This is a genomic window from Caballeronia temeraria, assembly GCF_001544795.2.
GTDB classification, from domain to species: Bacteria; Pseudomonadota; Gammaproteobacteria; order Burkholderiales; family Burkholderiaceae; genus Caballeronia; species Caballeronia temeraria.
In genome coordinates this window covers 25149-51022 of the sequence record NZ_FCOI02000044.1, presented here as the reverse complement: position 1 = coordinate 51022, position 25874 = coordinate 25149, and the positions used below count along the sequence as shown (strand labels likewise).

Below are 25874 nucleotides of genomic sequence, written 5' to 3'. Positions count from 1 at the left end.
GGTAATCGTCAGGCTCCTTATGCCGTACGACAAAAACCCCACCCCGCAAAGGTGGGGTTTTTGCGTTGGGGCGCGCGTCGCAGCGAAACGGCAAATCCCGCGTCTCTCAAGCGCTAAAATCCTCCCTACGCAATTCCAAGAGCACGGCCAGCGCCGTCGATGTCCCCATGCTACGTCTAAGCGAACTCAAGCTGTCGCTCGATCATCCCGAATCGGCTATCGAAACCGCGGTACTCGCGCGCCTGGCCGAGATTGGCGTCGGTGCGAGCGAACTCGTCCGCTTCCACATATTTCGTCGTGCGCACGATGCCCGCAAGCGCGCCGATATCAAACTCACCTACATCATCGATGTCGAGTTGCAAGACGAAGCGTCGGTATTGAAGCGTCTCGAAGCGAGTCCGCATCCGCACTGCGGCGCGACCCCGGACATGGCGTATCGATTCGTGGCGAAAGCGCCGGAGCAATCGACGTTGCCGCGTCCTGTCGTTATCGGCATGGGACCGTGTGGGCTTTTTGCCGGCCTGATCCTCGCGCAAATGGGTTTCCGGCCGATCATCCTCGAACGCGGCAAGGCAGTGCGCGAGCGGACCAAGGATACCTGGGGCCTCTGGCGACGCAACGAACTCAATCCCGAATCGAACGTGCAGTTCGGCGAAGGCGGCGCCGGCACGTTCTCCGATGGCAAGCTCTACAGCCAGATCAAGGATCCTAAGCATTACGGCCGAAAAGTGCTCGACGAGTTCGTCAAAGCCGGCGCGCCGGAGGACATTCTGTTCCTGAGCCGTCCGCACATCGGTACGTTCCGGCTGGTAAGCATGGTCGAGAAGATGCGCGCGGAGATCCATCAGCTCGGCGGGGAAGTGCGATTCCAGCATCGGGTCGAAGACATCGACATCGATAACGGCAAGGTGCGTGGCCTCAAGCTTTCGACCGGCGAGACGTTGCGCTGCGATCACGTCGTGCTTGCCGTCGGTCACAGCGCGCGCGATACGTTCGAGATGCTGCACGCGCGCGGCGTCTATATGGAAGCGAAGCCGTTTTCGCTGGGCTTTCGCATCGAGCATCCGCAAGGCGTGATCGACAGAAGCCGCTTCGGCAAGTTTGCCGGCCATGAAAAGCTCGGCGCCGCTGACTACAAAGTCGTCCATCACTGCAGCAACGGTCGCGCGGTTTATAGCTTCTGCATGTGCCCGGGCGGCACGGTCGTCGCGGCGACGTCCGAGCCGGGCCGCGTCGTGACGAACGGCATGAGCCAGTATTCGCGCGCCGAGCGCAATGCGAACGCGGGCATCGTCGTGGGCATTACGCCGGAAGATTATCCGGGCGGTCCGCTCGCCGGTATCGCGTTCCAGCGCAAGTGGGAAGAGCGCGCGTTCGAGCTGGGCGGCGGCGACTACTCCGCGCCGGGGCAACTCGTCGGCGATTTCATTGCGGGGCGCGCATCGACGTCACTGGGTTCCGTGGTGCCGTCGTACAAGCCGGGCGTGAAGCCCACCGACCTGAGCACGGCGCTTCCCGATTACGTGATCGAAGCGATCCGCGAAGCTCTGCCCGAGCTGGACAAGAAGATCAAAGGTTTCGCGATGCACGACGCCGTGTTGACCGGCGTCGAGACGCGCACGTCATCGCCGATTCGCGTGCGACGCAAGGACGACTATCAAAGCGTCAACGTCGACGGTCTGTATCCGGCGGGCGAGGGCGCGGGCTACGCGGGCGGCATCTATTCCGCGGCGATCGACGGCATCGAAGTGGCGGAAGCCGTCGCGTTGCAAATGATGGCGCAGCACGCGGCTATCGCCTGAATCTGACGAAGAAAAAAGGCGCATCGACAAGAACGATGCGCCTTCACAAACTCAGGTCACCACGCCCACCTGCCAGGGCACGAATTCACTCTGCCCGTAGCCGTGCAGTTCGCTCTTCGACGCCACGCCTGACGCGCAGTCGAGCATCATCTGGAAGATCGCGTCGCCGAGCTGTTCGATGGTCGCCGAGCCGTCGATCACGCCTCCGCAGTTGATATCCATATCCTCTTCCTGCCGCTCCCACAGCGCGGTGTTCGTCGCGAGTTTGAGCGACGGCGACGGCGCGCATCCATAAGCGGAACCGCGGCCCGTCGTAAAGCAGATCAGATTCGCGCCCGAAGCGACTTGCCCGGTCGCGGACATCGGATCGTAGCCCGGCGAATCCATGAAAACGAAGCCCTTCGCATCGATCCGTTGAGCGTACTCGTACACTTCGACGAGATTCGTCGTGCCGCCTTTCGCGACCGCGCCGAGCGATTTTTCGAGGATCGTCGTCAGTCCGCCGACCTTGTTGCCCGCCGACGGATTGTTGTCCATCGCCGCGCCGTTGCGCGCGCAGTATTCCTCCCACCACTTGATGCGTGCGAGCAGCTTTTCGCCGACTTCACGGCTCACGGCGCGGCGCGTGAGCAAATGCTCGGCGCCGTAGACTTCCGGCGTTTCTGACAAAATCGCCGTGCCGCCATGCGCGACGAGCTTGTCGACAGCCGCGCCCAACGCGGGATTCGCCGAAATGCCCGAATAGCCGTCCGATCCGCCGCACTGCAATCCGACGATCAGATGCGACGCCGGCAGCGGCTCGCGCTGCACGCGATTCGCGTCGGCGAGCATTTCCTTCACGATTGCGATGCCGCGTTCGATGGTCTTCCGCGTGCCGCCGCTGTCCTGAATCGTGAAGCTGCGCAGCTTTTCGCCATCCTTCAAACCGCTCGATTCGAGCACGCCCGAGATCTGATTCGTCTCGCAGCCCAGACCGACGAACAACACCGAATGAAAGTTCGGATGCACCGCGTAGCCCGAAAGCGTGCGGCGCAGGATGCCGAGCCCTTCGCCCTGCATGTCGATGCCGCATCCGAGACCATGCGTGAGCGCGATCACGCCATCCACGTTCGGATAATCCGCGAGCGCTTCCGGATGCACGTCGCGCCGGAAGTGATCGGCGATCGCACGCGCAACTGTGGCGGAGCAGTTCACGCTCGTCAGCACGCCGACGAAATTGCGCGTCGCCACGCGGCCATCGTCGCGGCGAATGCCCATGAAGGTCGCGGGCTTGTCGACGAACGGCGTCGGATGCAGATCGACGCCGAACTCGTGCTCGCGCGCGAAATCGGCCATCGACAGATTGTGCGTGTGCACGTGCTGCCCGCGCGCGATCGCCTCTTTCGCCACACCGATGATCTGGTTGTAGCGCTTCACGGGCGCGCCCGCGGCGATATCGCGCGTCGCGATCTTGTGGCCCGGCGGAATCAGCCCCGCGACGACGAAATCCTCCGACGCGATGCGCGCGCCGGAGAGCAACTGACGCGTCGCGATCACGACGTCGTCGTTGGGATGCAGCCGGATGACCGCATGGTCGGTGGATGTGGTGGACATGATCTTTTGCTTAGATAGTGGACGGAGCGCGGCCATCGGTGCGCGCTTTTTCCTCTTCTTCGGCGAGATTGAGCGGCTCGATCTTGCCGACGATTACAAGATAGCTGAACGCGCCGAGGAAGCAGAAGCCGCCCGCGACGCACAGCGGAATCACGAATGAGCCCTTGGTGATCGCGAGCATCACGCCGGTGAAGGTCGTGATGACGATGCCTGCCAGGTTCGATGCGAAGTTCTGAATGCCGCCGATCGATGCGACGTGATCGGGCGTCGGCGCGACGTCGCTCGGCAGCGACCAGATCGACGCGGCCGCGAACGCGAGACTCGCGTAAGCGATGCCGAAGAACGCGAGCATCAGATAAATGTTGGTGACGAACGCGCACAGCGTGATGACTGACGACATCAGCATGCCGCCGACCATGCAGGTTTTGCGTGCGGCGGTGAGGCTCCAGCCGCGCTTGAAGAGCGTGTCCGAGATGACGCCGCCGAGCCAGCCGCCGGGAATCGACATCAGCGCGGGAATTGTGCCGAGCGTGCCGAGCGACTTGAGCGAGAAGCCGTGCGCCTGCACGAGATAGCTCGGAAACCAGGTGATGAAGAAGTAGATGACGAAGTTCAGGCAGAAGAAGCCGAGCATCATGCCCCACAGCGTGCGGTACTTGAACAGCGACGCCCACGAGACCTTGTTCTTCGGCGCGACCGGCACCGGCGCGACGTCGGTGTCGCCCGTCAGATCGCCCTTCGACTTGTTACGGTAGATCAGGAACCAGCCGAGAATCCACACGAAGCCGATCACGCCGGTAATGACGAACGACGCTTCCCAGCCGAACGAACTGATGATGAGTGCGACGACCGGAATCGACAGCGCCGAGCCGACGCGCGAGCCGCTATCGAAGATGCTGGTCGCGAACGCGCGCTGCTCCTTCTTGAACCATTGCGACACGAGTTTCGCGCACGACGGATACGCGCCCGCTTCGCCGATGCCCAGCATCAGGCGGCAGCCGAACATGCCGAAGACGCTCGACGCGACGGCCGTGAGCGCGGTGAACACCGACCACCAGCCCACCGCGAGCGGCAGCGCGATGCGTGCGCCGACGCGATCGACGAACCAGCCGAAAGGCATCTGCATGAGCGCGTAGCTCCAGAAGAAGCCGCTCAGGATGAAGCCCATTTCAGCCGGGCCGATGCCGAGCGCTTTTTCGATCTGCGGCGCGGCGACGGCGAGATTCGCGCGATCGATGTAATTGATCGCGATTGCCAGAAAAGCCAGAAATATCACTACCCAACGCATTTTGCGCATCGTATTGTCTCCTCAATGGGGCGGCACTTCATTTATTTCAGCTCAGTCCGCGATGCCTGCGCGGTGAGCCGTGATTCAAAACTGGTCGCCGCTCTTCAGGCGCATTCGAGTGCGTCGCGCAGACGCTTCTGTTCGATGTCGAGTTTCAGCTCGCGCGCGAGCTCGATGACGGGCTGAAAGCGCCGGACTTTCTTCTCGTCGTGATTGCGCGCGATGTCCGCGAGCCGATGCACGAGAAACGGGTTCTCGAAGCGGTCGCGCACGCTCGCGAGATAGTCGGCGGCGACATCGCCTTTGCCGAGCGCCGCGAACACGGGCAGTACTTCGTCGCGCCACGTCGCTTCGAGCGGCTCGCGATACGCCGGATCGCGCATCGCGTCGAGCACGGTCATGTCGGGCGAGCCGTCGCGCGTGCGCCAGATTTGCGCGAGCATCGTGTGGCCGAGATTCAGCATCAACAGCTTGAGACGCTCGTAGTGCGCGAGATCCTCCGTGACGACGATGTCCTCGTGCTCGCACGGCAGCACCATGCCGTCCTGGCGCTCGATCGCCCACAGCGCGTACGGCTCCGCGATCGCGCCGACCGGCTGAATCGGCTCCGACACGATGCGGTCCACGAGCGAATTCACCCACACGCAGCCCGTCGTCAGATAGCCGATGAACGCCTTGTCGACGTTCCAGCCGCGCGCCACGCCGATGACCAGATCGCGCAGCGTGTCGCCGTTGCGCGAGACGAGTTCGCAGGGCAAAAGCGTGATCGGCGCCGCGCCGGCTTCAAATCGTGCGTGCAACAGCACTGCGAGCTTCGCGGCAAAACCGCGCGGCGCGCGCTGGCCGGCGAGCAGATCGGCGGTGTCTTCATCGAAAAGGGCGTATCCGGCGTCCGCCGTGTTCGAGACGATCACTTTCACGTCGCGCTTCACGCGCTCGATCAGCAGCGGCCAGTCTTCGCTGGCGTGCAGCGCTTCGGTGATGGAATCGCATTCGACCGTCGTATCGACGGTTTCGTCCCGCAGACGGCCACGGATGCGCACCGGATAGCGCCCGGCCGCGCGCAGTGCCTCGACGCGCGCGCGGCTGTCGGCGCTGGACGTGGTCTGAACAACGGTGATCTTGCCGAGCGATTTCGCCGGATCGCGGCGCGCCGCGACGGTGACGAAGAAATCGACGTGCGCCTGCAGAAAACGGCTCGTGCCGAACTGGAGAATCGGATTGTTCATCGTCGGGCGCGTTGCGTTGTGAGGAATGATCGGGTGGGAACGGTTCCAGATCGCCGAAAAAAAATCGGCCACCTGGCCTTACCGGATTGCATACTAGTGTCTTGAAATAGAATTGGTCAAGCCACTTGTAAGCGATCCGCGAACGGCAAATGCCCGCCCCACGGCGCGTCAACCCTTCCGCTGATTACAATCCACGTTTTCCCCGAGACAAAAGGCAGGAGCCAGCACGTGAGCGTCAAACCAGCCGAAACGCGCCGCCTCTATCTACAGATCGCCGACAAGCTGCGCGGGCTGATCGAACAGCAGGATTTCGCCCCGAACGGCCGGTTGCCGTCCGAGCGCGAACTCGCGCAGACGCTCGGCGTGTCGCGGCCATCGGTGCGCGAGGCGCTGGTCGCGCTGGAGCTGGAAGGGCGCGTCGAGATTCGCATGGGCTCGGGCGTGTACATCGTCGCGACGCCCGCGAGCACACCGGCGGCGACCGAAGCGGAACTGGGCGAAAGCCCGATCGAGATCATGAACGCGCGCAGTGTGATCGAGGGCGCGATCGCGGCGAGCGTCGCGCCGTTCGCGAAACCGAAGGAACTGAAGGCGCTGCGCGCGGTGTACGAAACGATGGCGCGCGAAGTCGGCAACGGCCAGGTGCCGATGGCGGCCGATCGCGCGTTTCACATCGCGATCGCGCAGATGACGGGCAACGACGTGCTCGTGCGCACGGTCGGCAGTCTGTACGACGAGCGGCACAGCCCGCTGTCATCGACGCTGCGTGGGCACTTCGAAGGGGAGGAAACGTGGGCGGCCGCGCTCGGCGAACATCGCGAGATTCTGGAGGCGTTGGAGGCGCGCGACGCAATACAGGCGCAAGCCGCGATGCAGCGGCACATGCGTCAGTCCGCGGCGCGCCTCATGACCAAGCGCAAAAGCTGATGCCGGCGCGCGCTCGGAACGCGCACCGGTTGCAAAAGCGTGACCGTATCAGCCCGGATAGGCTTCATCGACCTTCAGGCCAGCCAGCTTGAAGATGACGCGCAGCGTTTGCGGCGCGATATCCCGGCGTGAGGCCAGCGTCGTCAGGACGAAATCCATCACCTTGGCGTACTTCAGCATCGTCAGGCACGTTTCGATGTCGGTGGAGCCGTCGCGCATCGACTCGGCGAGGCGCAGCATCTCCACGGAAATCTCTCGGGCCATCTCCAGTTCCAACTGCTGCTTTTCACTCCACGCGGGCATCGCGGTCAGTGCCGCGAGCATCTCCTGAAATTGCTTCTCTGCTTTCTTGTCCGGGATCGCATCCATCGCCGTCCTCTCATGTTCATGGCGCCGGCGAGTCGCATTCGCCGCGCTGTGCGTTAGGTGTTACGTAACAAGGCTGGGCGCGAGTGACCACGTTCGACGTGTCGAGGCACTGCTTGTTACTGACTTGTAGCTCTGCTTGCTGCATCGTTACGCGGCGCGAAAGCCACGCTGTGTCGTCTTTTCCAATGGCCTCACTTGTCGGACGATGCACAATCTGTTCCAAGCGTGTCGCCACGCGTTGGCCGACCAGCCAGTGACTGGAACGAGAGCGTCTGCGCGCTTTTGGGTAAACTTCCTCTTTTGAGACGACAGAACCAGCGGTTAGCGCACATTCGGCGCGAACATGCTCCGCTTTTTTATTCGACACACCATCAAGATGACCAGGAAGTCCTCCGCGTCGGCTCCGGGCACACCCGACCCCTCCACCAAACACGAGATTCGCCCAGGCCAGTCGATCGAACTGCTGAAGGAACTCCACATCCTCACGCGTGACGGCAAGATGAATCAGGACAGCCGTCGCAAACTGAAACAGGTGTACCACCTCTATCAGTTCATCGAACCGCTTCTTGCCGACGTGCATGCACACCAAGGGGCCGTATCACTCGTCGACCACGGTGCAGGAAAATCCTATCTTGGGTTCATTCTCTACGATCTCTTCTTCAAGACTCTGCGCGATCGGTCACACATCTTTGGAATCGAGACGCGCGAAGAGCTCGTTAAAAAATCCGAAGAATTGGCCATTCGACTCGGGTTTACGGGGATGTCTTTTCTAAATCTGTCGGTGGCCGAATCAATCGATTCGGATCGTCTGCCCGATTCGATCGATATCGTCACGGCACTGCATGCGTGCAATACGGCAACCGACGACGCCATCCAGTTCGCTCTGCAGAAGAAAGCGAAGTACATCGTCGTAGTGCCGTGCTGTCAGGCCGAAGTGGCTTCGGTGCTGCGCAAGAACAAGGGGCATTCGCTGTCGAAGAACGTGCTCACGGAAATCTGGCGGCATCCGCTGCACACGCGCGAATTCGGGAGCCAGATCACCAACGTGCTGCGCTGCCTGCAGCTCGAATCGCACGGCTATCAGGTGAGCGTGACGGAACTCGTCGGCTGGGAGCACTCGATGAAGAACGAGCTCATCGTCGCGCAGTTCAAGGACTTGCCGCGCGGCAAACCTGCGCAACGGCTTTCGGATGTGCTGGAAACGCTGGGATTGGACGAGTTGCGCGAGCGCTTTTTCGCGCCCGCGCACTGATCAGTTTTTGTCCTTCATCCAGGCGGCGAAGCCGTCGTGGCCGAGACGGCGCAGCGTTTCGATATTGCGCTCGTAGATGTCGGACGCTTCGGGAAACGCAGCGACAGCGCGATCGATGCTCGCTTCGCGGATCAGATGGAATGTCGGATACGGCGCGCGATTCGTGTAGTTGTCGATATCGTCGGGCGCGGCGCCTTCGAACTGATACTGCGGATGAAAGCTCGCGATCTGCAATTCGCCCGCGAGTCCCAATTGTTCGAGCAGACGTTCGGCGAAGAAGAGGGCGTCGTTGTAGTCGGCGAAATCCGCGAAGGCGTGCGGCGTGATGAAGAGCGTGGTGTCGACGGATTCCGGGTCCGTATCGCGCAAAAGACGAAGTTCATCGGTCAGTTCTACGACCAAATCGTCGACGCCGCGCGCTTCGCTCACCACATAGCGAATCTGCTTCTTGACGTGCACGCTCTTCGCGAACGGGCACAAGTTGAGTCCGATCACCGCGCGGGTGAGCCAGTGCCGGGTCGCCGCGATCACTTCGTCGCGGATGCTGCTGTCGGTCATGAACCTTCCTGTTTGCGATGCACGGGACACGCCGCCGCGATCAACGTGCGCGCGATGCGCGGCGCGGCGAGCAGCGGTCCCGAGCCGGGGCCGTACGTCTGGCTCGTCGCGTAGATGCCGTCGACCAGCAACGCGAGCGATTCCGCCAGTTCCACGGGATTATCCGCTCCGGCGGCCGTCGAAATCTCGACGAGACGCGTCATCAGGTAACTTTTGTTGCGCTCGACCGATTGCCGCGCGGGATGCGCCGGATCGCCGAATTCGCACGCGATGTTCACGAACGGGCAACCGCGATAATCCGGCGACGACGCCCGCTTCACCAGATCCTCGATTGCCTGGACGAGCTGCTTCGCCGGCTCGCCCGGATGTTTTGCGACGCTCGCCTCGAAGCGCCGCCGGAATCCTTCGTCCATGCGCTCCAGATATGCGACGACGAGCTCGTCCTTCGACGCAAACTGCCGGTACAGGCTCATCTTGTTGACGCCCGCGCGCTCCACGACGGCATCGACGCCGATTGCGCGGATGCCGTCGCGATAGAACAGCTCCTGCGCGGCGTCGAGCAATTGCTCCTGCGCGGTGGCGCCGTCGGTGCGGATGCCGCGGCGCGCGTGGCTTTTCGGCTGATCGGAGATGGTTCGGGTCACGGTCGGATCCTCAGGATATTCTGCTGCATGCTTGACATGTTACCGATCGGTAACTAAGCTCGCAACTCTGATGTGACAGAGCGGTAACGTCGCAAGACAAAATTCAACCTGACGGAGCAGCGATGAATTGGGTAGCGAGACGGCTGAATGGCCGGATGCATTACGGCTGGGTTGCGGTGGGCGTCGTGTTTTTCGTGCTGCTCGCGGCGGCCGGCACGCGCGCGACGCCGAGCGTCATGATGTTGCCGCTCGAAAAGCAGTTCGGCTGGTCGCGCGGGACGATTTCCCTCGCGATTTCGATCAATCTCGCGCTCTACGGCCTCGCGGGCCCGTTCGCGGCGGCGGCGATGCAGCGCTTCGGCGTGCGCCCGACGGTGCTCGCCGCGATCGCGACGCTGGCGGCGGGCGTCGGCCTCTCGTCGATGATGACCGAGCCGTGGCAAATGGTGCTCGTCTGGGGCGTGATGGTCGGCAGCGCGACGGGCGTCGCCGCGCTCACCTTGTCGGCGACGATCGTGAACCGCTGGTTCACGACGCATCGCGGTCTCGCGATGGGCATTCTCACCGCAAGCTCCGCGACCGGCCAGCTCGTGTTCCTGCCGTTCCTCGCATCGATTTCCGAGCATTACGGCTGGCGTCCGGTCGTGTTCGTCGTCGCGGGCGCGGCGGTGATCGTGTTGCCGCTCGTCGCCTGGCTGTTGCCCGAGCGTCCGGCGGATCTGTCGCTGCGTCCGGTCGGTGAAAAAGCCGATCTGCCGCCCGGCGCGCTGCCGCCGCCGAAAAATCCGATCAAGGTCGCGTTCGGCACGCTCGCGTCGGCCAGCAAGACGCGCGATTTCTGGCTGCTGTTCTTCAGCTTCTTCGTCTGCGGCGCGAGCACGAACGGTTACGTCGGCACGCATCTGATCGCCATGTGCTCCGACTACGGCATGACGCAGGTGCAGGGCGCAACGCTGCTCGCCGCGATGGGCATCTTCGATCTCTTCGGCACGACGCTGTCCGGCTGGCTCTCCGACCGTTTCAACGCGCGCGTGCTGCTCTTCTGGTACTACGGTCTGCGCGGCCTGTCGCTGATTTATCTGCCGTATGCGTTCGGCATCGATTTCTTCGGCCTGCCGCTGTTCGCCGTGTTCTACGGACTCGACTGGATCGCCACCGTGCCGCCGACCGTGCGCCTCGCCACCGATGTCTACGGCAAGGACTCGGCGCCGATCGTGTTCGGCTGGGTCGTCGCGGGCCATCAGCTCGGCGCGGCGTTCGCGGCGCTCGGCGGCGGCATGCTGCGCTCGAGTCTCGGCAGCTACACCGTCGCGACGATGATCTCCGGCGGCCTGTGCCTCGTCGCGGCCGTGACGGTGCTGCGCATCAATCGCGCGGGCCGGTCGATGGGCGTCGCCGCGACCTGACGGCGTGACGCGCTGCACGCCGGCGCGAGCTTGTTTATCCTTGTCGCCTTGAACGGCGCGCATCTTTGCCGATGCGCGCCGTTTGTCTTTCACCACGCCAACGAGGACCGAACATGACCACGAAGCCCGCTCCGGCCGATGTCGACATCCACGAACTGATCGCCGGCCGTTGGAGCCCGCGCGCCTTTTCCAATGCGCCGATCGAGCGCGAGACGCTGCATCGGCTGCTCGAAGCGGCGCGCTGGGCGCCGTCGTCGAATAATTTGCAGCCGTGGCGCTTCATCGCGTTCGACCGTCATCGCGACGAAGCCGCGTTCAAGCGCGCGTTCGACACGCTCATGCCGTCGAATCAGAAGTGGAACGTGAGCGTGCCGCTGCTCGTCTGCGTGACGGCTTCGACGCTCACGCCGAAGGGCGACGCGAACCGCACCGCGACGTACGACACCGGCGCGGCCGCGATGGCGCTCGTGCTTCAGGCGCACGCGCTCGGGCTCGCGACGCACCAGATGGGCGGCTTCGACCGCGACGCGTTCCGTCAGGCGTTCTCGGTGCCGGCGGATGTCGACATCATCGCGATGATCGCGATCGGCCATCACGGCGACGCGAATCAGCTCGACGAAACGCTGCGCGAGCGGGAAGCCGCGCCGCGCGCGCGCAAAACGCTCGCGGAAACGGCCTTCGAAGGCGCGTGGGACAAGGCGTTCAAGTAATCGCGCTCAATGCTCGTCCGCGGCCGAAAGCGGACGGGCGACATCCTCAAGCGATTTGCGCTCCGCCGCGACGCCCCAGATTCCGGCGACGACCGCCGCCGCGATCATCAGCAGCGAGCCGATCAGATAGCCGACGAACACGGCGCCGCGCTCGTGCGTATCGATCAGATGCCCGAAGAGCGTCGGCCCGATGATGCCGCCGAGCGCCGTCCCGAAGGCATAGAACACCGCGATGGCGAGCGCGCGAATCTCCAGCGGGAAGGTTTCGCTGACGGTCAGATACGCCGAACTCGCCGCCGCCGACGCGAAGAAGAAAATCACCATCCACGCGATGGTCTGCGTCGTCACGGTGAGCATGCCCTGCATGAACATCCAGCCGCTGATGGTCAGCAGGACGCCTGAAATCGCGTACGTCGATGCGATCATGCGGCGGCGGCCGATCACGTCGAAAAGCTTGCCGAGCAGCACCGGACCGAGAAAATTCCCAGCGGCGAACGGCAGCACGTACCAGCCGATGTGATCGCCCGGCACGTGATAGAAATCGGTCAGCACGAGCGCGTAGGTGAAGAAAATCGCGTTATAGAAGAACGCCTGCGCGGTCATCAGCATCAGTCCGACGAGCGAGCGGCTGCGATGCGCCTTGAACAGCGTATGCACGACTTCGCGGATCGGCGTGCCTTCGCGCGCGTGCAGACGCAGCGGTTTCACGGGCGTATCGGGAATCTCGATGCCGTGCTGCTGGAAATGCGCCTCGATTTCCTCGACGACCTGCTTAGCTTCGTCCGCGCGATTGTGCGTGATGAGCCATCGCGGGCTTTCCGGCACCCACATCCGCATGAAGAGAATCGTGAGGCCGAGCGCCGCGCCGATCAGAAAGCACGCGCGCCAGCCCCAGTCGGGCGGCAGCAGGCCGGGATCGAGCAGCACGATCGAGCCCGCCGCGCCGATGCCCGCGCCGACCCAGAACGTGCCGTTGATCGCGAGGTCGGTCCAGCCGCGCAGACGGGCGGGCGTGAATTCCTGGATCGTCGAATTGATGGCTGTGTATTCCCCGCCGATGCCCGCGCCCGTCAGGAACCGGAACAGCACGAACGTGGCGAGATTCCACGAAAACGCGGTCGCGGCGGTCGCGGCGACGTAGAGAAAGAGCGTGATGAAGAACAGCTTGCGCCGTCCGAGCCGGTCCGTGAGCCAACCGAAGCCGAGCGCGCCGAGCACCGCCCCCGCGATATACGCGCTGCCCGCAATGCCGACATCCGCGTTCGAAAATTGCAGCGCCGGGCTCGACTTGAGCGCGCTCGCGACCGCGCCCGCGAGCGTCACTTCGAGACCGTCGAGCAGCCATGTGATGCCGAGCGCAAACACGATCAGCGTGTGAAAACGGCCCCACGGCAGACGATCGAGGCGTCCGGGCAAATCGGTTTCGATGATCGCCGGACGATCGCTGGCTTTATCGTTCAAACAGGTCTCCTGAGGCGCGTGCTTTCCGCTGCCGCGACGCACGCAAATGTATGCAGAAATTGCCGCGAGGCGAGCAAGTTACATTCCGCTTTTATCGAATAAACTCAATGGTTTAAAAATATCCAGAACGCGGTTGATACGTCCTGCGGAACGTGTTAAAAACGCCGTCCATGTTTGAATGCGGCGTCCTTTACGACGCCGCCGAGGCCCATGACTTATTGCGCGATCGATTTCGGCACGTCGAATTCTGCCGTCGCTCTTCCTGACGGCTTGTCGATCCGGCTTGCACCCGTCGAAGGCGAGGCGACCACGTTGCCCACCGCCGTTTTCTTCAATACCGACGAGAATAACCAGTCCTACGGCCGCGCGGCGCTCGAGGCGTACATCGACGGCTTCGACGGCCGCCTGATGCGCTCGATGAAGAGCATTCTCGGCTCGCCGCTCGCGGACAACAGCACCGACCTCGGCGATGGCTCGGCCATCAAATACACCGATGTCATCACGCTCTTTTTGCAGCATCTGAAGCAGAAGGCGCAGGCGCTCGCCGCGGAGCCGCTCACGCGCGCGGTGCTCGGCCGCCCGGTGTTTTTCGTCGACGACGATCCGCGCGCGGACCATCTCGCGCAAAAGCAGCTCGAAGCGTGCGCGCACGCGGTCGGTCTGCGCGAGATCCACTTCCAGTACGAACCGATCGCCGCAGCCTTCGACTATGAAGCCGGCCTGACGCAGGAAGGCCTCGTGCTGGTCGCGGATATCGGCGGCGGTACGTCGGACTTTTCGCTCGTGCGCGTCGGCCCGGAGCGCGCGCGCCATCTGGAGCGCAAGGGCGATGTGCTCGCGCATCATGGCGTGCACGTCGCCGGAACCGATTTCGACCGGCGCGTCGAGCTCGTGACCGTGCTGCGCGAACTCGGTTACCAGTCGCTCGATCCAAAAGGGCGCGAAGTGCCCAGCCCCGTGTACTTCGATCTCGCGACCTGGCATCTGATCAACACCGTCTACACGCCGAAGCGTGTGAGCGAACTGCAACTGATGCGCCATCTCTACACCGAGGTGCGCCATCACGATCGCCTGATGCGCGTCGTGGATCGCCGGCTCGGTCACGCGCTGACCGCGCACGCGGAAGAAGCGAAGATCGATGTCGCCGCCGGCGGCACGACCGAAATCGACATGGAAGAGGTGGAAGAAGCGCTGCGCGTCGGTTTCGACGAGCCGCAGCTGATCGCGGCCGGTGCGGACGAGACGCGGCGGATCGTCGAGGCGGCGCAGGAAACGCTCAAACGGGCGGGCGTCGCGGCCGCGGATGTGGGCGCCATCTATTTCACCGGCGGCACGACGGGCCTGCGATTTCTGTCGGAAGCGTTGGCGTCGGCATTTCCCGCGGCGCAGCCGGTGTTCGGCGATCGCCTCGCCAGCGTCGCGAAGGGACTCGGAATCTACGCGCAACGCGTGTTCGCGTGACGCCGCGTGCGTTGCCGGAGCCGGAAACAAAAAACCCCGCCGAGGCGGGGTTTTTCATACGAATTCTATCTAGCGGGTCTTAGACCGGCTTGATGTTCGCGGCTTGCTTGCCCTTCGGGCCGGTCTTCACTTCGTAGGAAACCTTTTGGTTTTCCTGAAGCGTCTTGAAGCCTTCGATGCGGATTTCCGAGAAGTGCGCGAACAGATCTTCGCCGCCGCCATCCGGAGTGATGAAGCCAAAGCCCTTTGCGTCATTGAACCACTTGACGGTACCGGTTTCCATGTTACTTGTTCCAAAAAAATGATGAATAAGGCCGAAGCCCAGGTGTGCGGAAAATCAAGGAAGGGGCAATGGGACCAACCGGAGTACCGTGATGGCGAACTCGAAAGAACCAATTCACTCGCCACTTGAAATCCTGCAAGAAGCTTTATACGGCGAAACCATTTCGCGGTCAATTAATATCCGACAACTCTGAAGGGATTTTTTTGAGATGTGTAAGCAAAATTTACATCGCTTGCGCGTCCAATCTCGACCCGCTCAACAAAACACCGTTTTGGGGCGAATTCTCTCCAGTATGCACTGCATTCGAAAGGTGCAACCGGTAAACTACGCGCCTTCTCGGGGGTTGCACCGACGCGAAGTATCGTCGGGAATGTTCCTGGCATCCCTCGGCGAACGCGGCTTTGTCTGCCGCGGGCGATGCGCGCGCAGCGCGAGACACTGGAGAGAGAATTGAAGAGTTCGATACAAAGAAATATCGGCCCGATGGCGCTGTTGCTGACCGGGCTTGGGTCCATCATCGGTTCAGGCTGGCTGTTCGGCGCGTGGAAGGCCGCGAAAATCGCCGGTCCCGCCGCGATCGTCGCGTGGGTGATCGGCGCTGTCGTGATTCTGGCGATCGCGCTGACCTACGCCGAACTCGGCGCGATGTTCCCCGAGTCCGGCGGCATGGTGCGCTATGCACGCTATTCGCACGGCGCGCTCGTCGGTTTCATCAGCGCGTGGGCGAACTGGATCGCGATCGTTTCGGTGATTCCGATCGAAGCCGAAGCGTCGATCCAATACATGAGCACCTGGCCGTATGACTGGGCGCATGCGCTTTTCGTCAACGAGTCGCTCACGCCGATGGGGCTATTCCTGTCGGCGCTGCTCGTGATCGTCTACTTCATGCTGAATTACTGGGGCGTGAAGGTGTTTGCGCGCGCAAATACCTTGATCACCGTGTTCAAGTTCCTGATTCCGGGCGCGACCATCGCGGGCCTGATTTTCACCGGGTTTCATTCGGAGAACTTCGGCACGGCGTCGAGCTTTGCTCCTTATGGCTGGCCGGCCGTGCTGACGGCGGTGGCGACGAGCGGCATCGTGTTCAGCTTCAACGGTTTTCAGAGCCCGGTGAACCTTGCCGGCGAAGCGCGTCATCCGGCGCGCAGCGTGCCGTTCGCGGTGATCGGCTCGATCCTGCTCGCGCTCGTCATCTACGTGCTGCTGCAGGTCGCGTATATCGGCGCGGTGAGTCCGGGCGATGTCGCGAAGGGCTGGTCGCACTTCAACTTCGCGTCGCCGTTCGCGGAACTGGCGCTCGCGCTGAACCTGAACTGGCTCGCAATCCTGCTGTATGTCGATGCCTTTGTCAGCCCGAGCGGCACCGGCACGACCTACATGGCGACGACCACGCGGATGATCTACGCGATGCAGCGCAACAACACGATGCCGAAGATGTTCGGTTCCGTGCATCCGTTCTACGGCGTGCCGCGTCCGGCGATGTGGTTCAACCTGCTGGTCGCGTTCATCTTCCTGTTCTTCTTCCGAGGCTGGAGCTCGCTGGCGGCGGTGATTTCGGTCGCGACCGTCATCTCGTATCTGACGGGTCCGGTCAGCCTGATGGCGCTGCGCCGCTCGGCGACCGACCTCGATCGCCCGCTTAAGCTGCCGATGATGGGTCTGATCGCGCCGTTCGCGTTCGTGTGTGCGTCGCTCGTGCTGTTCTGGGCGAAGTGGCCGCTGACCGGCGAAATCATCCTGCTGATGGTCGTCGCGTTGCCGGTGTACTTCTACTTTCAGGCCAAGACCGGTTTCGCGGGCTGGGGCCGCGATCTGAAGGCGGCGTGGTGGCTGGTGGCCTATCTGCCGTCGATGGCGGTCATGTCGCTGATCGGCAGCAAGGACTTTGGCGGTAGCGGTGTGCTGCCTTACGGCTGGGACATGGCGGCCGTGGCCGTGCTCGCGCTGGTCTTCTATTACTGGGGCGTGCACACGGGCTATCGCACGACGTATCTCGACGAACGCGAAAGCACCGACGACATTCTTCACGAAGTCGGCGCCTGATCGCGCTCGTTTCACCGATTAAGCCCGCCCGAGCGATCCGGCGGGCTTTTTTTCGCTCAGTCGTCGGTGAAAACGTAGTTGGTCATCGCGAGCGCGCGCTGGAACGTGCCGAGCGACTGAATGCCCAGCCGATAATCGTCCGACGCCGCGCCGAGCGCGCTGAACACGGGCAGCAAGTGCTCGTCGGTCGGATGCATCAGCGCGGCATGCGGCGCGCGGGCGCGATAGTCGATGAGGGCATCGATATCGCGTTCGGCCATTCGGCTCTCGAACCAGCCGGTGAACTCGGCCACGCGCGGATCGGCGTCTTCGGGGCGCGCGCTGAAGTCTGCCATGCGCAGATTGTGCGTGATCTGCCCCGAACCTACGATCATCACGCCGTCATCGCGCAGATTTCGCAACGCGCGACCGATGCGGAAATGATGTGCGGCGTCCAGATGCGGCTGAATCGAGAGTTGCGCGACTGGCACGTCCGCATCGGGGAACATCAGCAGCATCGGCACCCAGGCGCCGTGGTCGAGTCCGTGATCCGTCGTCGCGGCGGGAATGCCTTGCGCGTCGAGCAGCGCGGCGGCGCGTTTCGCGAGATCGGGCGCGCCGGGCGCCGGATAGCGGATTTCGTAGAGCGCGCGCGGGAAACCGTAGAAGTCGTGGATCGTCTCAGGCCGTTCGGCCGTGCTCGCGACCGGCTGCGCCGTGCCCCAATGGGCGGACAGCATCAGGATCGCGCGCGGACGCGGCAGCGCTTGTCCGAGCGACGCGAATTCGGCGGACGGCATCGACGGATCGATCGGCAATGTCGGCGCGCCGTGGGAAATGAAAACGGTGGGCAATCGGCTCATGGCGGCAAATTCCTATTCGGTATGCCATCAATGTAAGGCCGCAACTCGCGTTGATAAATGGCCCGGCGAGCAACGAATTATGTCGCCGGTGTTGTCAATCTCGGTCCGTCTCTCCGCGCAGACCTTGCCACGTCGAAGCGACCGGCTGCCCGAGCCCGAACAGATCGATGACGCGCGCAACCGTGTGATCGACCATGTCGTCGATGGTCGCGGGCTTTTGATAGAACGCCGGCAGCGGCGGAAAAATCACGCCGCCCATTTCGGTGACGGCCGTCATGTTCCGCAGATGTGCGAGATTGAACGGCGTCTCGCGCACGAGCAGCACGAGGCGGCGGCGCTCTTTCAGCACGACATCGGCGGCGCGGGTGATGAGATTGTCGGAGAGACCGTGCGCGATGCTTGCGAGCGTGCGCATGGAGCAGGGCGCGACGACCATGCCGTCGGTCGCGAATGAACCGGACGCGATGGTCGCACCGACATCGCGCACGCTATGGACGACATCGGCGAGCGCGTGGACCGCGGCTTTGTCGAGATCGAGTTCGTGCTGGATATTGAGCCAACCGGCGCTGGAGACGAGCAGATGCGTCTCGACGCCGGAAAGGCGGCGCAGCGTCTCGAGCAGACGCACGCCGTAGATGGCGCCCGTTGCGCCGGTAATCGCGACGATAAGCCGTCGTTTCGCGGCAGCGGGCGCGCTCACTTGCGGAAAAAACTCAGGCTGCGGCGAAGAGCTGTTGCAGTTCGCCCGATTGATACATCTCCATCATGATGTCCGAGCCGCCGATGAACTCGCCCTTCACGTAAAGCTGCGGAATGGTCGGCCAGTTGGAGAATTCCTTGATGCCCTGGCGGATTTCGTCGTCTTCGAGGACGTTCACGGTTTTGATCTGATCGACGCCGCACGCCTTCAGCACTTGAATGGCGCGGCCGGAGAAGCCGCACATCGGGAATTGCGCCGTGCCCTTCATGAAAAGGACCACCGGGCTTTGATCGACGATTTGCTTGATGCGTTCTTGCGTGTCCATGACGTTCCTGCGCTTGAGATTTCGGTGAGAGGTCTGGAAATGATAGCGGATTTCGATTACTCGGGCCGGGCCGCTCACACGGTGAACAGACCGCCCGAGCAGCGTTCGATGCCGGCGAGATCGCGCATCGAGCGGACTTGCGTGAAGCCGCGTGCCTCGAGCATGTCGCGCACGGACGACGCCTGATCGTAGCCGTGCTCGAACCAAAGCGCGCCGTTGTTCGCGAGCAGAAACGGCGCCTTCTCGATGATCGTGCGGATCGCGGACAGGCCGTCGGCGTCGTCGGTGAGGGCGCCGCGCGGTTCGAAGCGCAGATCGCCTCGTTCGAGATGCGGATCGTCGCTCGCGATATACGGCGGATTGCTGACGATGACTTCGAACCGCAGCGACGGATCGACGTTCGCGGTCCAGTCGCTTTCGATGAACGTCACGGTATTGCCGGCGAGCAGACGCGTGGCATTGCCGCGCGCGACATCGAGCGCGGCGTTCGATCGATCCACGGCCCACACGCGCGCATCCGGCCGCGCATGCGCGATGGAAATCGCGATGGCGCCCGTTCCCGTGCCCAGATCGAGCACGCGCGGATGGCGTGCATCGGCGATGGCGTCGAGCGCGAGTTCCACGAGCAGTTCGGTTTCCGGCCGCGGGATCAGCACGTCGGGCGTCACATCGAAATCGAGCCCGAAGAATTCGCGCCGGCCCGTCAGTTGCGCGATCGGCTCGCCGTTCGATCGCCGCGCCGCGAGCGCTTCGAAACGCGCGATTGCGTCGGGCGAAAGCGCTTCATGATCGCGCGTGATGAGTTCCGCGCGCCGCCAGCCGAGCACGTGCATCAACAGGATGCGCGCTTCGAGCGGCGGCAGTACACATGCCCGCAACAACGCGGCGGCGTCGCTCACTCCGATTCCCCGAGCGCCGCGAGCTGCTCCGCCTGATGCTCGGACACGAGCGCGCCGATCAGTTCGTCGAGATCGCCGTCCATGATGTATTCGAGCTTGTAGAGCGTCAGGTTGATGCGGTGATCCGTCATGCGCCCTTGCGGGAAGTTGTACGTGCGAATGCGTTCCGAACGGTCGCCCGAGCCGATCAGACTCTTGCGCGTGGCCGCTTCCTTCGCGTGCTGCTCGTGATACTGCTTGTCCTTGATGCGCGCGGCGAGCACCTTCAGCGCGCGATCCTTGTTCTTGTGCTGGGAACGGTCGTCCTGACATTCCACGACGATGCCCGTCGGCAAGTGCGTGACGCGCACGGCCGAATCCGTCTTGTTGATGTGCTGCCCGCCCGCGCCGGACGCGCGGAACGTATCGATGCGCAAATCGGCCGGATTGATGACGACTTCGCTGATTTCATCGGCTTCCGGCATCACGGCGACGGTACATGCCGACGTGTGGATGCGCCCCTGCGTTTCGGTGGCCGGAACCCGCTGCACGCGATGCCCGCCCGATTCGAACTTGAGCCGCGAATACGCGCTCTGCCCGGCGATCCGCACGATCACTTCCTTGTAGCCGCCGAGATCCGACACGCTCTCCGACATCGTTTCGGCGGTCCATCGATTGCGTTCCGCGTAACGCAGATACATGCGCAGCAGATCGCCCGCGAAGAGCGCGGATTCGTCGCCGCCGGTGCCCGCGCGAATTTCGATGAAGATATTGCGATCGTCGTTCGGATCTTTCGGCAGCAGCATCATCTGCAGATCGCCTTCGATCTTCGTCATGCGCTCGCGCGCTTCGCCGATTTCCTCTTCGGCGAAATCGCGCATCGACGGATCGGAGAGCAGTTCCTGCGCGGTCGCCTCGTCGGTCAGCGCCTGACGCCAGAGCGCGTATTGTTCGACGATCGGGTTGATTTCCGCGTGCTCGCGCGTGAGTTTCCGGTATTGGTCCATATCGGAAGTCACATCTTCGCGGCTCAACAATTCGTTGAGATCGACCTGCCGTTTTGCAAGCTGGTCGAGCTTGCTTTGCATGCTCGTTTTCATCGGTCGGAAATGACGCGGTGAGCGTCAGGAAATACTGCGATCGGGGAGCCGCCGCGCTAGCCGCGCGGAGCCTTTGAGAATAGCAAAGAGAAGGCCGCTAACGTTCCGACGAATCGGACGACGAGCCGTGGCGATAGAAACCGCTCATCAGGTCGATGAGCTGCCCGCGCTCCTCGCTGCTCGCGCGGTTGAGCGCGTGCGTGGGGCCGTGAATCAGCTTGTTCGTGAGCGATTGCGAGAGCGCTTCGAGCACGGCGGCGGGATCGTCGCCGCGCGCGAGCATCTTGCGCGCGCGATCGAGTTCGGCGCGGCGCAACGCGTCCGCCTGCGTGTGCATGTGGCGGATGACCGGCACGATGCTGCGCGCATCGAGCCATTGCATGAAATTCGCGACGCGCGTTTCGATGATCGATTCGGCCTGCGCGACCGCCGCCTGGCGCGACGCGTTGCCTTCGCGCACGATCGCGCCGAGGTCGTCGACGGTGTAGAGAAACACGTCCTGCAGATTGCCGACTTCCGGCTCGATGTCGCGCGGCACGGCGAGATCGACCATGAAGATCGGCCGATGCCGGCGCGCGCGCACCGCACGCTCGACCGCGCCGAGACCGATGATCGGCAGCGTCGACGCCGTGCACGACACGATGATGTCGAAGTCCGCCATGCGCGCGGGCAGCTCGGAGAGCGGAATCGCGCGGCCATTGAAGCGGCCGGCGAGCTTTTCGCCGCGTTCAGCGGTGCGGTTCGCGACGACCAGCTCACGCGGATTCTGCGCGGCGAAGTGCGTGGCGCACAGTTCGATCATTTCGCCCGCGCCGATGAACAGCACGCGCTGACTCGAAATGTTCTCGAAGATGCGCTGAGCGAGACGCACGGCGGCGGCGGCCATCGACACCGATTGCGCGCCGATTTCGGTCGTCGTGCGCACTTCTTTCGCGACCGCGAACGTGCGCTGGAACAACTGGTTGAGATACGTGCCGAGCGCGCCGGCTTCGGACGCGGTGCGCACCGCATCCTTCATTTGTCCGACGATTTGCGTCTCGCCGAGCACCATCGAGTCCAGTCCGGACGCGACGCGGAACGCGTGACGCACGGCCTCCGACTGCGGCAGCGCGTAAACGTGCGGCGCGAGTTCCGGAACGGGGATGCTGTGGTACTTCGAGAGCCACTGGAGCGCGGCTTCGCGGGCGGCGGAGTCGTCGGTGGCGCAGTAGAGTTCGGTGCGATTGCAGGTCGAGAGAATCGCCGCTTCGGGCGACACTTTCGCGAGCGGGCCGAGCCAGATGTCCTTCAGCGCGCCCAGAGCAGGCTTCAGTTGTTCGAGCGGAAACGCCACGCGTTCGCGCAGAGCGACAGGCGCAGTGTGGTGGTTGATTCCGATCGTGAGGAGCTGCATTTTTTTGGGCTGATGCTTTGGGCCTAAGCCAAGGGCCTTTCAGATAGCCCGATATTATAGCCTTTTGCGTATTTCTTCATTTATAGGTGGCATTTGGGGCGGGAGCAGGCCCTTTCCGGCTCGAATTGCCACCTGGCGGGCGCCGGAGTGATGCCGCGAGCGCCGTGCGGCAGAGCGCCGCAGGTTCGCTCAGCGGAAAAATTTCGATAGTTCCGCCGCGCGCTCGTTGAGCGCTTCAATTGAAATGTCGGCTGTCTCGAACGCCTGCTTCCGGTTCTTGGCGATGTTTTCTTCCTCCAGGCGTTCGAAGCGCCACGAGGAGTCGTGATTCAGGTGAAAAAGCGCTGCGCTATCGCCGCCCAAGGAATGCCAGCGCAATCCGAGGCGCGTGGCGCGCAACAAGAGGTCGTCGTCTTCGCCGCCCCAGCCGATGAAGCTCGGGTCCAGCCCTCCGATGCGGATGAAATCGGCGCGTCTGAATACATTGATTGCACCGGGCGTGTTGAGATACATCAGATTGATGTCGTCCGGCAGATCGCTTTCCAGAAACGGCGTGAGTTCATCGATATTTCCAGATTCGATGAAAGACTGGCGCAGATTGCCCGAAACATTCAAAACACGCATGAAAGGGCATAGTACGTCGCTTTTATCGTCATCCATCAGTGCGTTTACTGCGATTTTCAGGAAACGCGGATTGGCGATCATATCGGCATCGTGCAAGCAGATAATCGGGCTTTTCGCCATGAGCGCGCCGAGATTGACTAATCGCGCTTTCGGAAAAGGTCCGGTGTCATGGACGAACAGGTGTCTGATTTTCGGGTCGGCGAACGCGGACCAGTCGAACGTGGGCGCGGCGTCCGCCTCTATCAACCAGACGAGATAGTCCGAGTAGGTGCGGTTCAGATGACGCAGAACCCCGCGCAGGTTGTCACGCCGCTCTTCGCTTCCGCCGCGATACGTGATGATGAGCTCGAGGCCGCGCAGGGAAATCGGATGGGTTTCGGTCATATGCGAACTCGATGCTCTTGAGGTGTTTTATTTCGCTGAATCAGCGATAAGGCGATAGCGACGAGAGGCAACAGTTAAATCATCGTGCAAAGAACGCGAATTGCGTTGCGCTCGCGGAAATTAGCGGAATGTCACGGGCGTGACGGCGCTCTCCGGAAAATAATATCAGTTTGGCGCGGCTCTGAAATTAAGACAGTTCGTATAGTTATCTGACTCAGAAACGCGTTATTTCACCTTTCGCTTTCAGGCGTGAGGTGAGCAAACATGATCGGTTTGGAGTCTTGCGCTCGCCAAATCCGGCCCCTAAACTCAGGCGCTACGTTCTCGCCGGAAGTTTTCCAGAGTCATGTCCATCATTCGAAACGCTCCACTTTGCAAAGCATCGACTTCGACGGAGCACCGCCGCTGATGGGCTGGACAGGACTGATTTTTCTCGGCGCGGTGATCGGCGCCGCGGGCTGGTGGCTGCATCCGCTGCGGCGTGCGGGACGCGTCGCTCGGGCTCCGGCGGGACATGTCGGGACGGCCGTCGCCGCTGGCATACTGGCGACGATCGTCGCGCGCATGCTCGGCAATATCGTCGATGTCTATCACGACGGCGATACGCTCGAATGGCTCGCGTGCGCGGTCTTCGCGCTGCTCGTCGTGACGATGACGGTCGGACTGGCGGCGCGCCGCTGATCCCATTTTCTGGCGTGCGGCGGGTGATCCTCGCCGCGCGCCGTGCTCTTCGCGCCCTATGCGGGCTTTCAAGCAGGTGACTTCATGAACGATCGCATTGCAGATTCAGCCATTCCCGAGCCCGCCATGTTCGCGAGGCGCATCGAGTCGTTGCGCGGCGAGATGGCGCTCGAAAAGCTCGCCGCCGTGCTCATTCCGTCGGCAGACCCGCATCTGTCCGAATATTTGCCGGAACGCTGGCAAGGGCGCCAGTGGCTCTCGGGTTTCACCGGCTCGGTCGGCACGCTCGTCGTAACCGCGGATTTCGCGGGCGTCTGGGTCGACAGCCGATACTGGACGCAGGCCGAAGCGCAGCTCGCCGGCACCGGCATCGTGCTCATGAAGATGATGGGCGGCCAGCAAACCGCGCCGCACGTCGACTGGCTCGCGGAACACGTGCCCTCGGGTGCGACGGTCGCGGTCGACGGCACCGTGCTCGGCGTCGCGGCGGCGCGTGCATTGTCCGATGCGCTGACCTCGCGCGGCATCGTGTTGCGCACCGATCTCGATCTGCTCGATTCCGTGTGGCCCGCGCGTCCCGGCCTGCCGGAAGCGCCTGTCTACGAGCACGCCGCGCCGCATGCGAGCGTCGCGCGCGCGGACAAACTCGCGCAGGTGCGCGACACGATGCGCGCGAAAGGCGCGCAATGGCACTTCGTTTCGACGCTCGACGATCTCGCGTGGATCTTCAACCTGCGCGGCGGCGATGTGAGCTACAACCCGGTGTTCGTCGCGCACGCGCTGATCGGTCTCGATGACGCGACGATCTTCGTCGGCGACGGCAAGGTGCCCGGCGCGCTCGTCGAGTCGCTTGCGCGCGACAACGTGCGCGTCGCGCCGTATGCCGCGGCGCCCGAATCGCTTGCAGCGTTGCCTGCGGGCGCGACGTTGCTGATCGATCCGCGCCGCATCACGCACGGTTTGCTGGAGAAAGTGCCATCGACGGTGAAGACGGTCGAGTCCGTGAATCCGTCGACGTTCGCAAAGTCGCGCAAGACCGCGGCGGAAGCGGAGCACATCCGCGCGACGATGGAGCAGGACGGCGCCGCGCTTGCCGAATTCTTCGCGTGGTTCGAGGAAGCGCTCGGGCGCGAGCGCATCACAGAGCTGACCATCGACGAGAAGCTGACCGCCGCGCGCGCGCGCCGGCCGGGTTTCGTCACGTTGAGCTTCGGCACGATCGCGGGCTTCAACGCGAACGGCGCGATGCCGCATTACCGCGCGACCGAGGCGTCGCATGCGGTGATCGAAGGCAACGGTTTGCTGCTGATCGATTCGGGCGGCCAGTATCTGAGCGGCACGACGGACATCACGCGCGTCGTGCCGATCGGCGAGATCAACGCCGAGCACAAGCGCGACTTCACCGTCGTCCTGAAGGGCACGATGGCGCTGTCCCGCGCGCGTTTTCCGCGCGGTATCCGTTCGCCGATGCTCGATTCGATCGCGCGCGCGCCGATCTGGGAAGCGGGCGCGGATTACGGCCACGGCACGGGGCACGGCGTCGGCTATTTCCTGAATGTGCACGAAGGCCCGCAGGTGATTTCGCACTACGCGCCCGCCGAACCGTGGACGGCGATGGAAGAGGGCATGATCACGTCGATTGAGCCGGGTATCTATCGGCCGGGCAAGTGGGGCATCCGCATCGAGAATCTTGTGATGAACCAGGCGGCGGGCAAGACCGAGTTCGGCGATTTCCTCGAATTCGAGACGCTGACGCTGTGCCCGATCGATACGCGCTGCATCGACTTGTCGCTGTTGCGCGAGGACGAGCGCGCGTGGCTCAACGCGTATCACGAGACCGTGCGACGACGCGTTTCGCCGCATGTGTCGGGGAAAGCGCTGGCATGGCTCGAAGAGCGGACCAGGGCGATTTGAGGCGGGG

At 63.0% G+C, this 25874-nt stretch carries 25 protein-coding genes; 9 read left to right on the top strand and 16 right to left on the bottom strand.

What is annotated here, in order from left to right:
- Window positions 1-167: 167 nt before the first annotated feature.
- Window positions 168-1802, top strand: coding sequence for an NAD(P)/FAD-dependent oxidoreductase (locus tag AWB76_RS34905; RefSeq protein WP_061164655.1), 1635 nt, complete (start codon window positions 168-170; stop codon window positions 1800-1802).
- Between the two features lie 51 nt (window positions 1803-1853).
- On the opposite strand, the gene AWB76_RS34900 is transcribed toward AWB76_RS34905, so the two are convergent.
- From AWB76_RS34900 to AWB76_RS34890, 3 genes are all read right to left on the bottom strand, one after another.
- Window positions 1854-3395, bottom strand: a complete 1542-nt coding sequence (locus AWB76_RS34900) for a D-arabinonate dehydratase (protein WP_061164654.1) — start codon at window positions 3393-3395, stop codon at window positions 1854-1856.
- Between the two features lie 10 nt (window positions 3396-3405).
- Window positions 3406-4692, bottom strand: a complete 1287-nt coding sequence (locus AWB76_RS34895) for an MFS transporter (protein ID WP_061164653.1) — start codon at window positions 4690-4692, stop codon at window positions 3406-3408.
- Window positions 4693-4787: 95 nt separating this feature from the next.
- A complete protein-coding gene (locus AWB76_RS34890) occupies window positions 4788-5912 on the bottom strand; it encodes a mannitol dehydrogenase family protein (RefSeq protein ID WP_061164658.1) in 1125 nt (374 codons plus the stop codon).
- 228 nt (window positions 5913-6140) lie between these two features.
- Between AWB76_RS34890 and AWB76_RS34885 the strand changes: the two genes are divergently transcribed.
- A complete protein-coding gene (locus tag AWB76_RS34885; RefSeq protein WP_061164652.1) occupies window positions 6141-6839 on the top strand; it encodes a FadR/GntR family transcriptional regulator in 699 nt (232 codons plus the stop codon).
- A gap of 48 nt (window positions 6840-6887) precedes the next feature.
- Here the strand turns inward: AWB76_RS34885 and AWB76_RS34880 are convergent, their stop codons facing one another.
- Both AWB76_RS34880 and AWB76_RS42450 read right to left on the bottom strand, forming a co-directional pair.
- Complete coding sequence (locus AWB76_RS34880; RefSeq protein ID WP_061125643.1) at window positions 6888-7208, bottom strand: hypothetical protein; 321 nt, start codon at window positions 7206-7208, stop codon at window positions 6888-6890.
- A 16-nt stretch (window positions 7209-7224) separates the two neighbouring features.
- Complete coding sequence (locus AWB76_RS42450) at window positions 7225-7788, bottom strand: hypothetical protein (protein ID WP_244173598.1); 564 nt, start codon at window positions 7786-7788, stop codon at window positions 7225-7227.
- Between AWB76_RS42450 and AWB76_RS34875 the strand changes: the two genes are divergently transcribed.
- A complete protein-coding gene (locus AWB76_RS34875) occupies window positions 7669-8460 on the top strand; it encodes a class I SAM-dependent methyltransferase (protein ID WP_244173597.1) in 792 nt (263 codons plus the stop codon). The two genes, AWB76_RS42450 and AWB76_RS34875, sit on opposite strands and share 120 nt — an antisense overlap.
- On the opposite strand, the gene AWB76_RS34870 is transcribed toward AWB76_RS34875, so the two are convergent.
- Together AWB76_RS34870 and AWB76_RS34865 are read right to left on the bottom strand one after the other, a co-directional pair.
- Window positions 8461-9018, bottom strand: a complete 558-nt coding sequence (locus AWB76_RS34870) for a DUF1415 domain-containing protein (protein ID WP_061164650.1) — start codon at window positions 9016-9018, stop codon at window positions 8461-8463. It abuts the gene before it with no gap.
- A complete protein-coding gene (locus AWB76_RS34865) occupies window positions 9015-9662 on the bottom strand; it encodes a TetR/AcrR family transcriptional regulator (RefSeq protein ID WP_061164649.1) in 648 nt (215 codons plus the stop codon). Before AWB76_RS34865 ends, AWB76_RS34870 begins: the two co-directional genes overlap by 4 nt.
- A 122-nt stretch (window positions 9663-9784) precedes the next feature.
- Between AWB76_RS34865 and AWB76_RS34860 the strand changes: the two genes are divergently transcribed.
- Both AWB76_RS34860 and AWB76_RS34855 read left to right on the top strand, forming a co-directional pair.
- A complete protein-coding gene (locus AWB76_RS34860) occupies window positions 9785-11068 on the top strand; it encodes an MFS transporter (protein WP_061164648.1) in 1284 nt (427 codons plus the stop codon).
- 113 nt (window positions 11069-11181) lie between these two features.
- Complete coding sequence (locus AWB76_RS34855; protein WP_061164647.1) at window positions 11182-11778, top strand: nitroreductase family protein; 597 nt, start codon at window positions 11182-11184, stop codon at window positions 11776-11778.
- A 6-nt stretch (window positions 11779-11784) separates the two neighbouring features.
- On the opposite strand, the gene AWB76_RS34850 is transcribed toward AWB76_RS34855, so the two are convergent.
- The gene (locus AWB76_RS34850; RefSeq protein WP_061164646.1) at window positions 11785-13239 is read right to left on the bottom strand and encodes an MFS transporter; all 1455 of its coding nucleotides are present in this window, start codon (window positions 13237-13239) and stop codon (window positions 11785-11787) included.
- A 210-nt stretch (window positions 13240-13449) separates the two neighbouring features.
- On the opposite strand from AWB76_RS34850, the gene AWB76_RS34845 reads away from it, so the two are divergent.
- Complete coding sequence (locus AWB76_RS34845; RefSeq protein WP_061164645.1) at window positions 13450-14700, top strand: Hsp70 family protein; 1251 nt, start codon at window positions 13450-13452, stop codon at window positions 14698-14700.
- Window positions 14701-14779: 79 nt separating this feature from the next.
- Here the strand turns inward: AWB76_RS34845 and AWB76_RS34840 are convergent, their stop codons facing one another.
- Window positions 14780-14983, bottom strand: a complete 204-nt coding sequence (locus AWB76_RS34840) for a cold-shock protein (RefSeq protein ID WP_007000074.1) — start codon at window positions 14981-14983, stop codon at window positions 14780-14782.
- 450 nt (window positions 14984-15433) lie between these two features.
- Here AWB76_RS34840 and AWB76_RS34835 point away from each other — a divergent pair, with 450 nt between their 5' ends.
- On the top strand, window positions 15434-17026 hold the full coding sequence (locus AWB76_RS34835; protein WP_096031392.1) for an APC family permease: 1593 nt from the start codon (window positions 15434-15436) through the stop codon (window positions 17024-17026).
- A 56-nt stretch (window positions 17027-17082) separates the two neighbouring features.
- On the opposite strand, the gene AWB76_RS34830 is transcribed toward AWB76_RS34835, so the two are convergent.
- From AWB76_RS34830 to AWB76_RS34800, 7 genes are all read right to left on the bottom strand, one after another.
- On the bottom strand, window positions 17083-17868 hold the full coding sequence (locus AWB76_RS34830) for a DODA-type extradiol aromatic ring-opening family dioxygenase (protein ID WP_061164643.1): 786 nt from the start codon (window positions 17866-17868) through the stop codon (window positions 17083-17085).
- A gap of 94 nt (window positions 17869-17962) precedes the next feature.
- Window positions 17963-18568 (bottom strand): UbiX family flavin prenyltransferase, encoded by a 606-nt coding sequence (locus tag AWB76_RS34825; protein WP_061164642.1) that lies wholly within the window; start codon window positions 18566-18568, stop codon window positions 17963-17965.
- Window positions 18569-18581: 13 nt separating this feature from the next.
- Window positions 18582-18893, bottom strand: coding sequence for a Grx4 family monothiol glutaredoxin (gene grxD / locus AWB76_RS34820; protein ID WP_061164641.1), 312 nt, complete (start codon window positions 18891-18893; stop codon window positions 18582-18584).
- 74 nt (window positions 18894-18967) lie between these two features.
- Window positions 18968-19792 carry a peptide chain release factor N(5)-glutamine methyltransferase gene (gene prmC / locus AWB76_RS34815; RefSeq protein WP_061164640.1) on the bottom strand — a complete coding sequence of 275 codons (825 nt, stop codon included), beginning with the start codon at window positions 19790-19792 and terminating at the stop codon, window positions 18968-18970.
- Window positions 19789-20871 carry a peptide chain release factor 1 gene (gene prfA, locus AWB76_RS34810; RefSeq protein WP_061164639.1) on the bottom strand — a complete coding sequence of 361 codons (1083 nt, stop codon included), beginning with the start codon at window positions 20869-20871 and terminating at the stop codon, window positions 19789-19791. Before prfA ends, prmC begins: the two co-directional genes overlap by 4 nt.
- Before the next feature lie 97 nt (window positions 20872-20968).
- Window positions 20969-22264: a glutamyl-tRNA reductase gene (gene hemA, locus AWB76_RS34805; RefSeq protein ID WP_061164638.1), complete on the bottom strand. Its 1296-nt coding sequence runs from the start codon at window positions 22262-22264 to the stop codon at window positions 20969-20971.
- A 189-nt stretch (window positions 22265-22453) separates the two neighbouring features.
- A complete protein-coding gene (locus AWB76_RS34800; protein WP_244173593.1) occupies window positions 22454-23134 on the bottom strand; it encodes a galactosyltransferase-related protein in 681 nt (226 codons plus the stop codon).
- Window positions 23135-23680: 546 nt separating this feature from the next.
- On the opposite strand from AWB76_RS34800, the gene AWB76_RS34795 reads away from it, so the two are divergent.
- Window positions 23681-23953 carry a hypothetical protein gene (locus AWB76_RS34795; protein ID WP_061164657.1) on the top strand — a complete coding sequence of 91 codons (273 nt, stop codon included), beginning with the start codon at window positions 23681-23683 and terminating at the stop codon, window positions 23951-23953.
- A gap of 126 nt (window positions 23954-24079) precedes the next feature.
- Complete coding sequence (locus tag AWB76_RS34790) at window positions 24080-25867, top strand: aminopeptidase P family protein (protein ID WP_244173595.1); 1788 nt, start codon at window positions 24080-24082, stop codon at window positions 25865-25867.
- The last annotated feature ends 7 nt before the right edge of the window (window positions 25868-25874 follow it).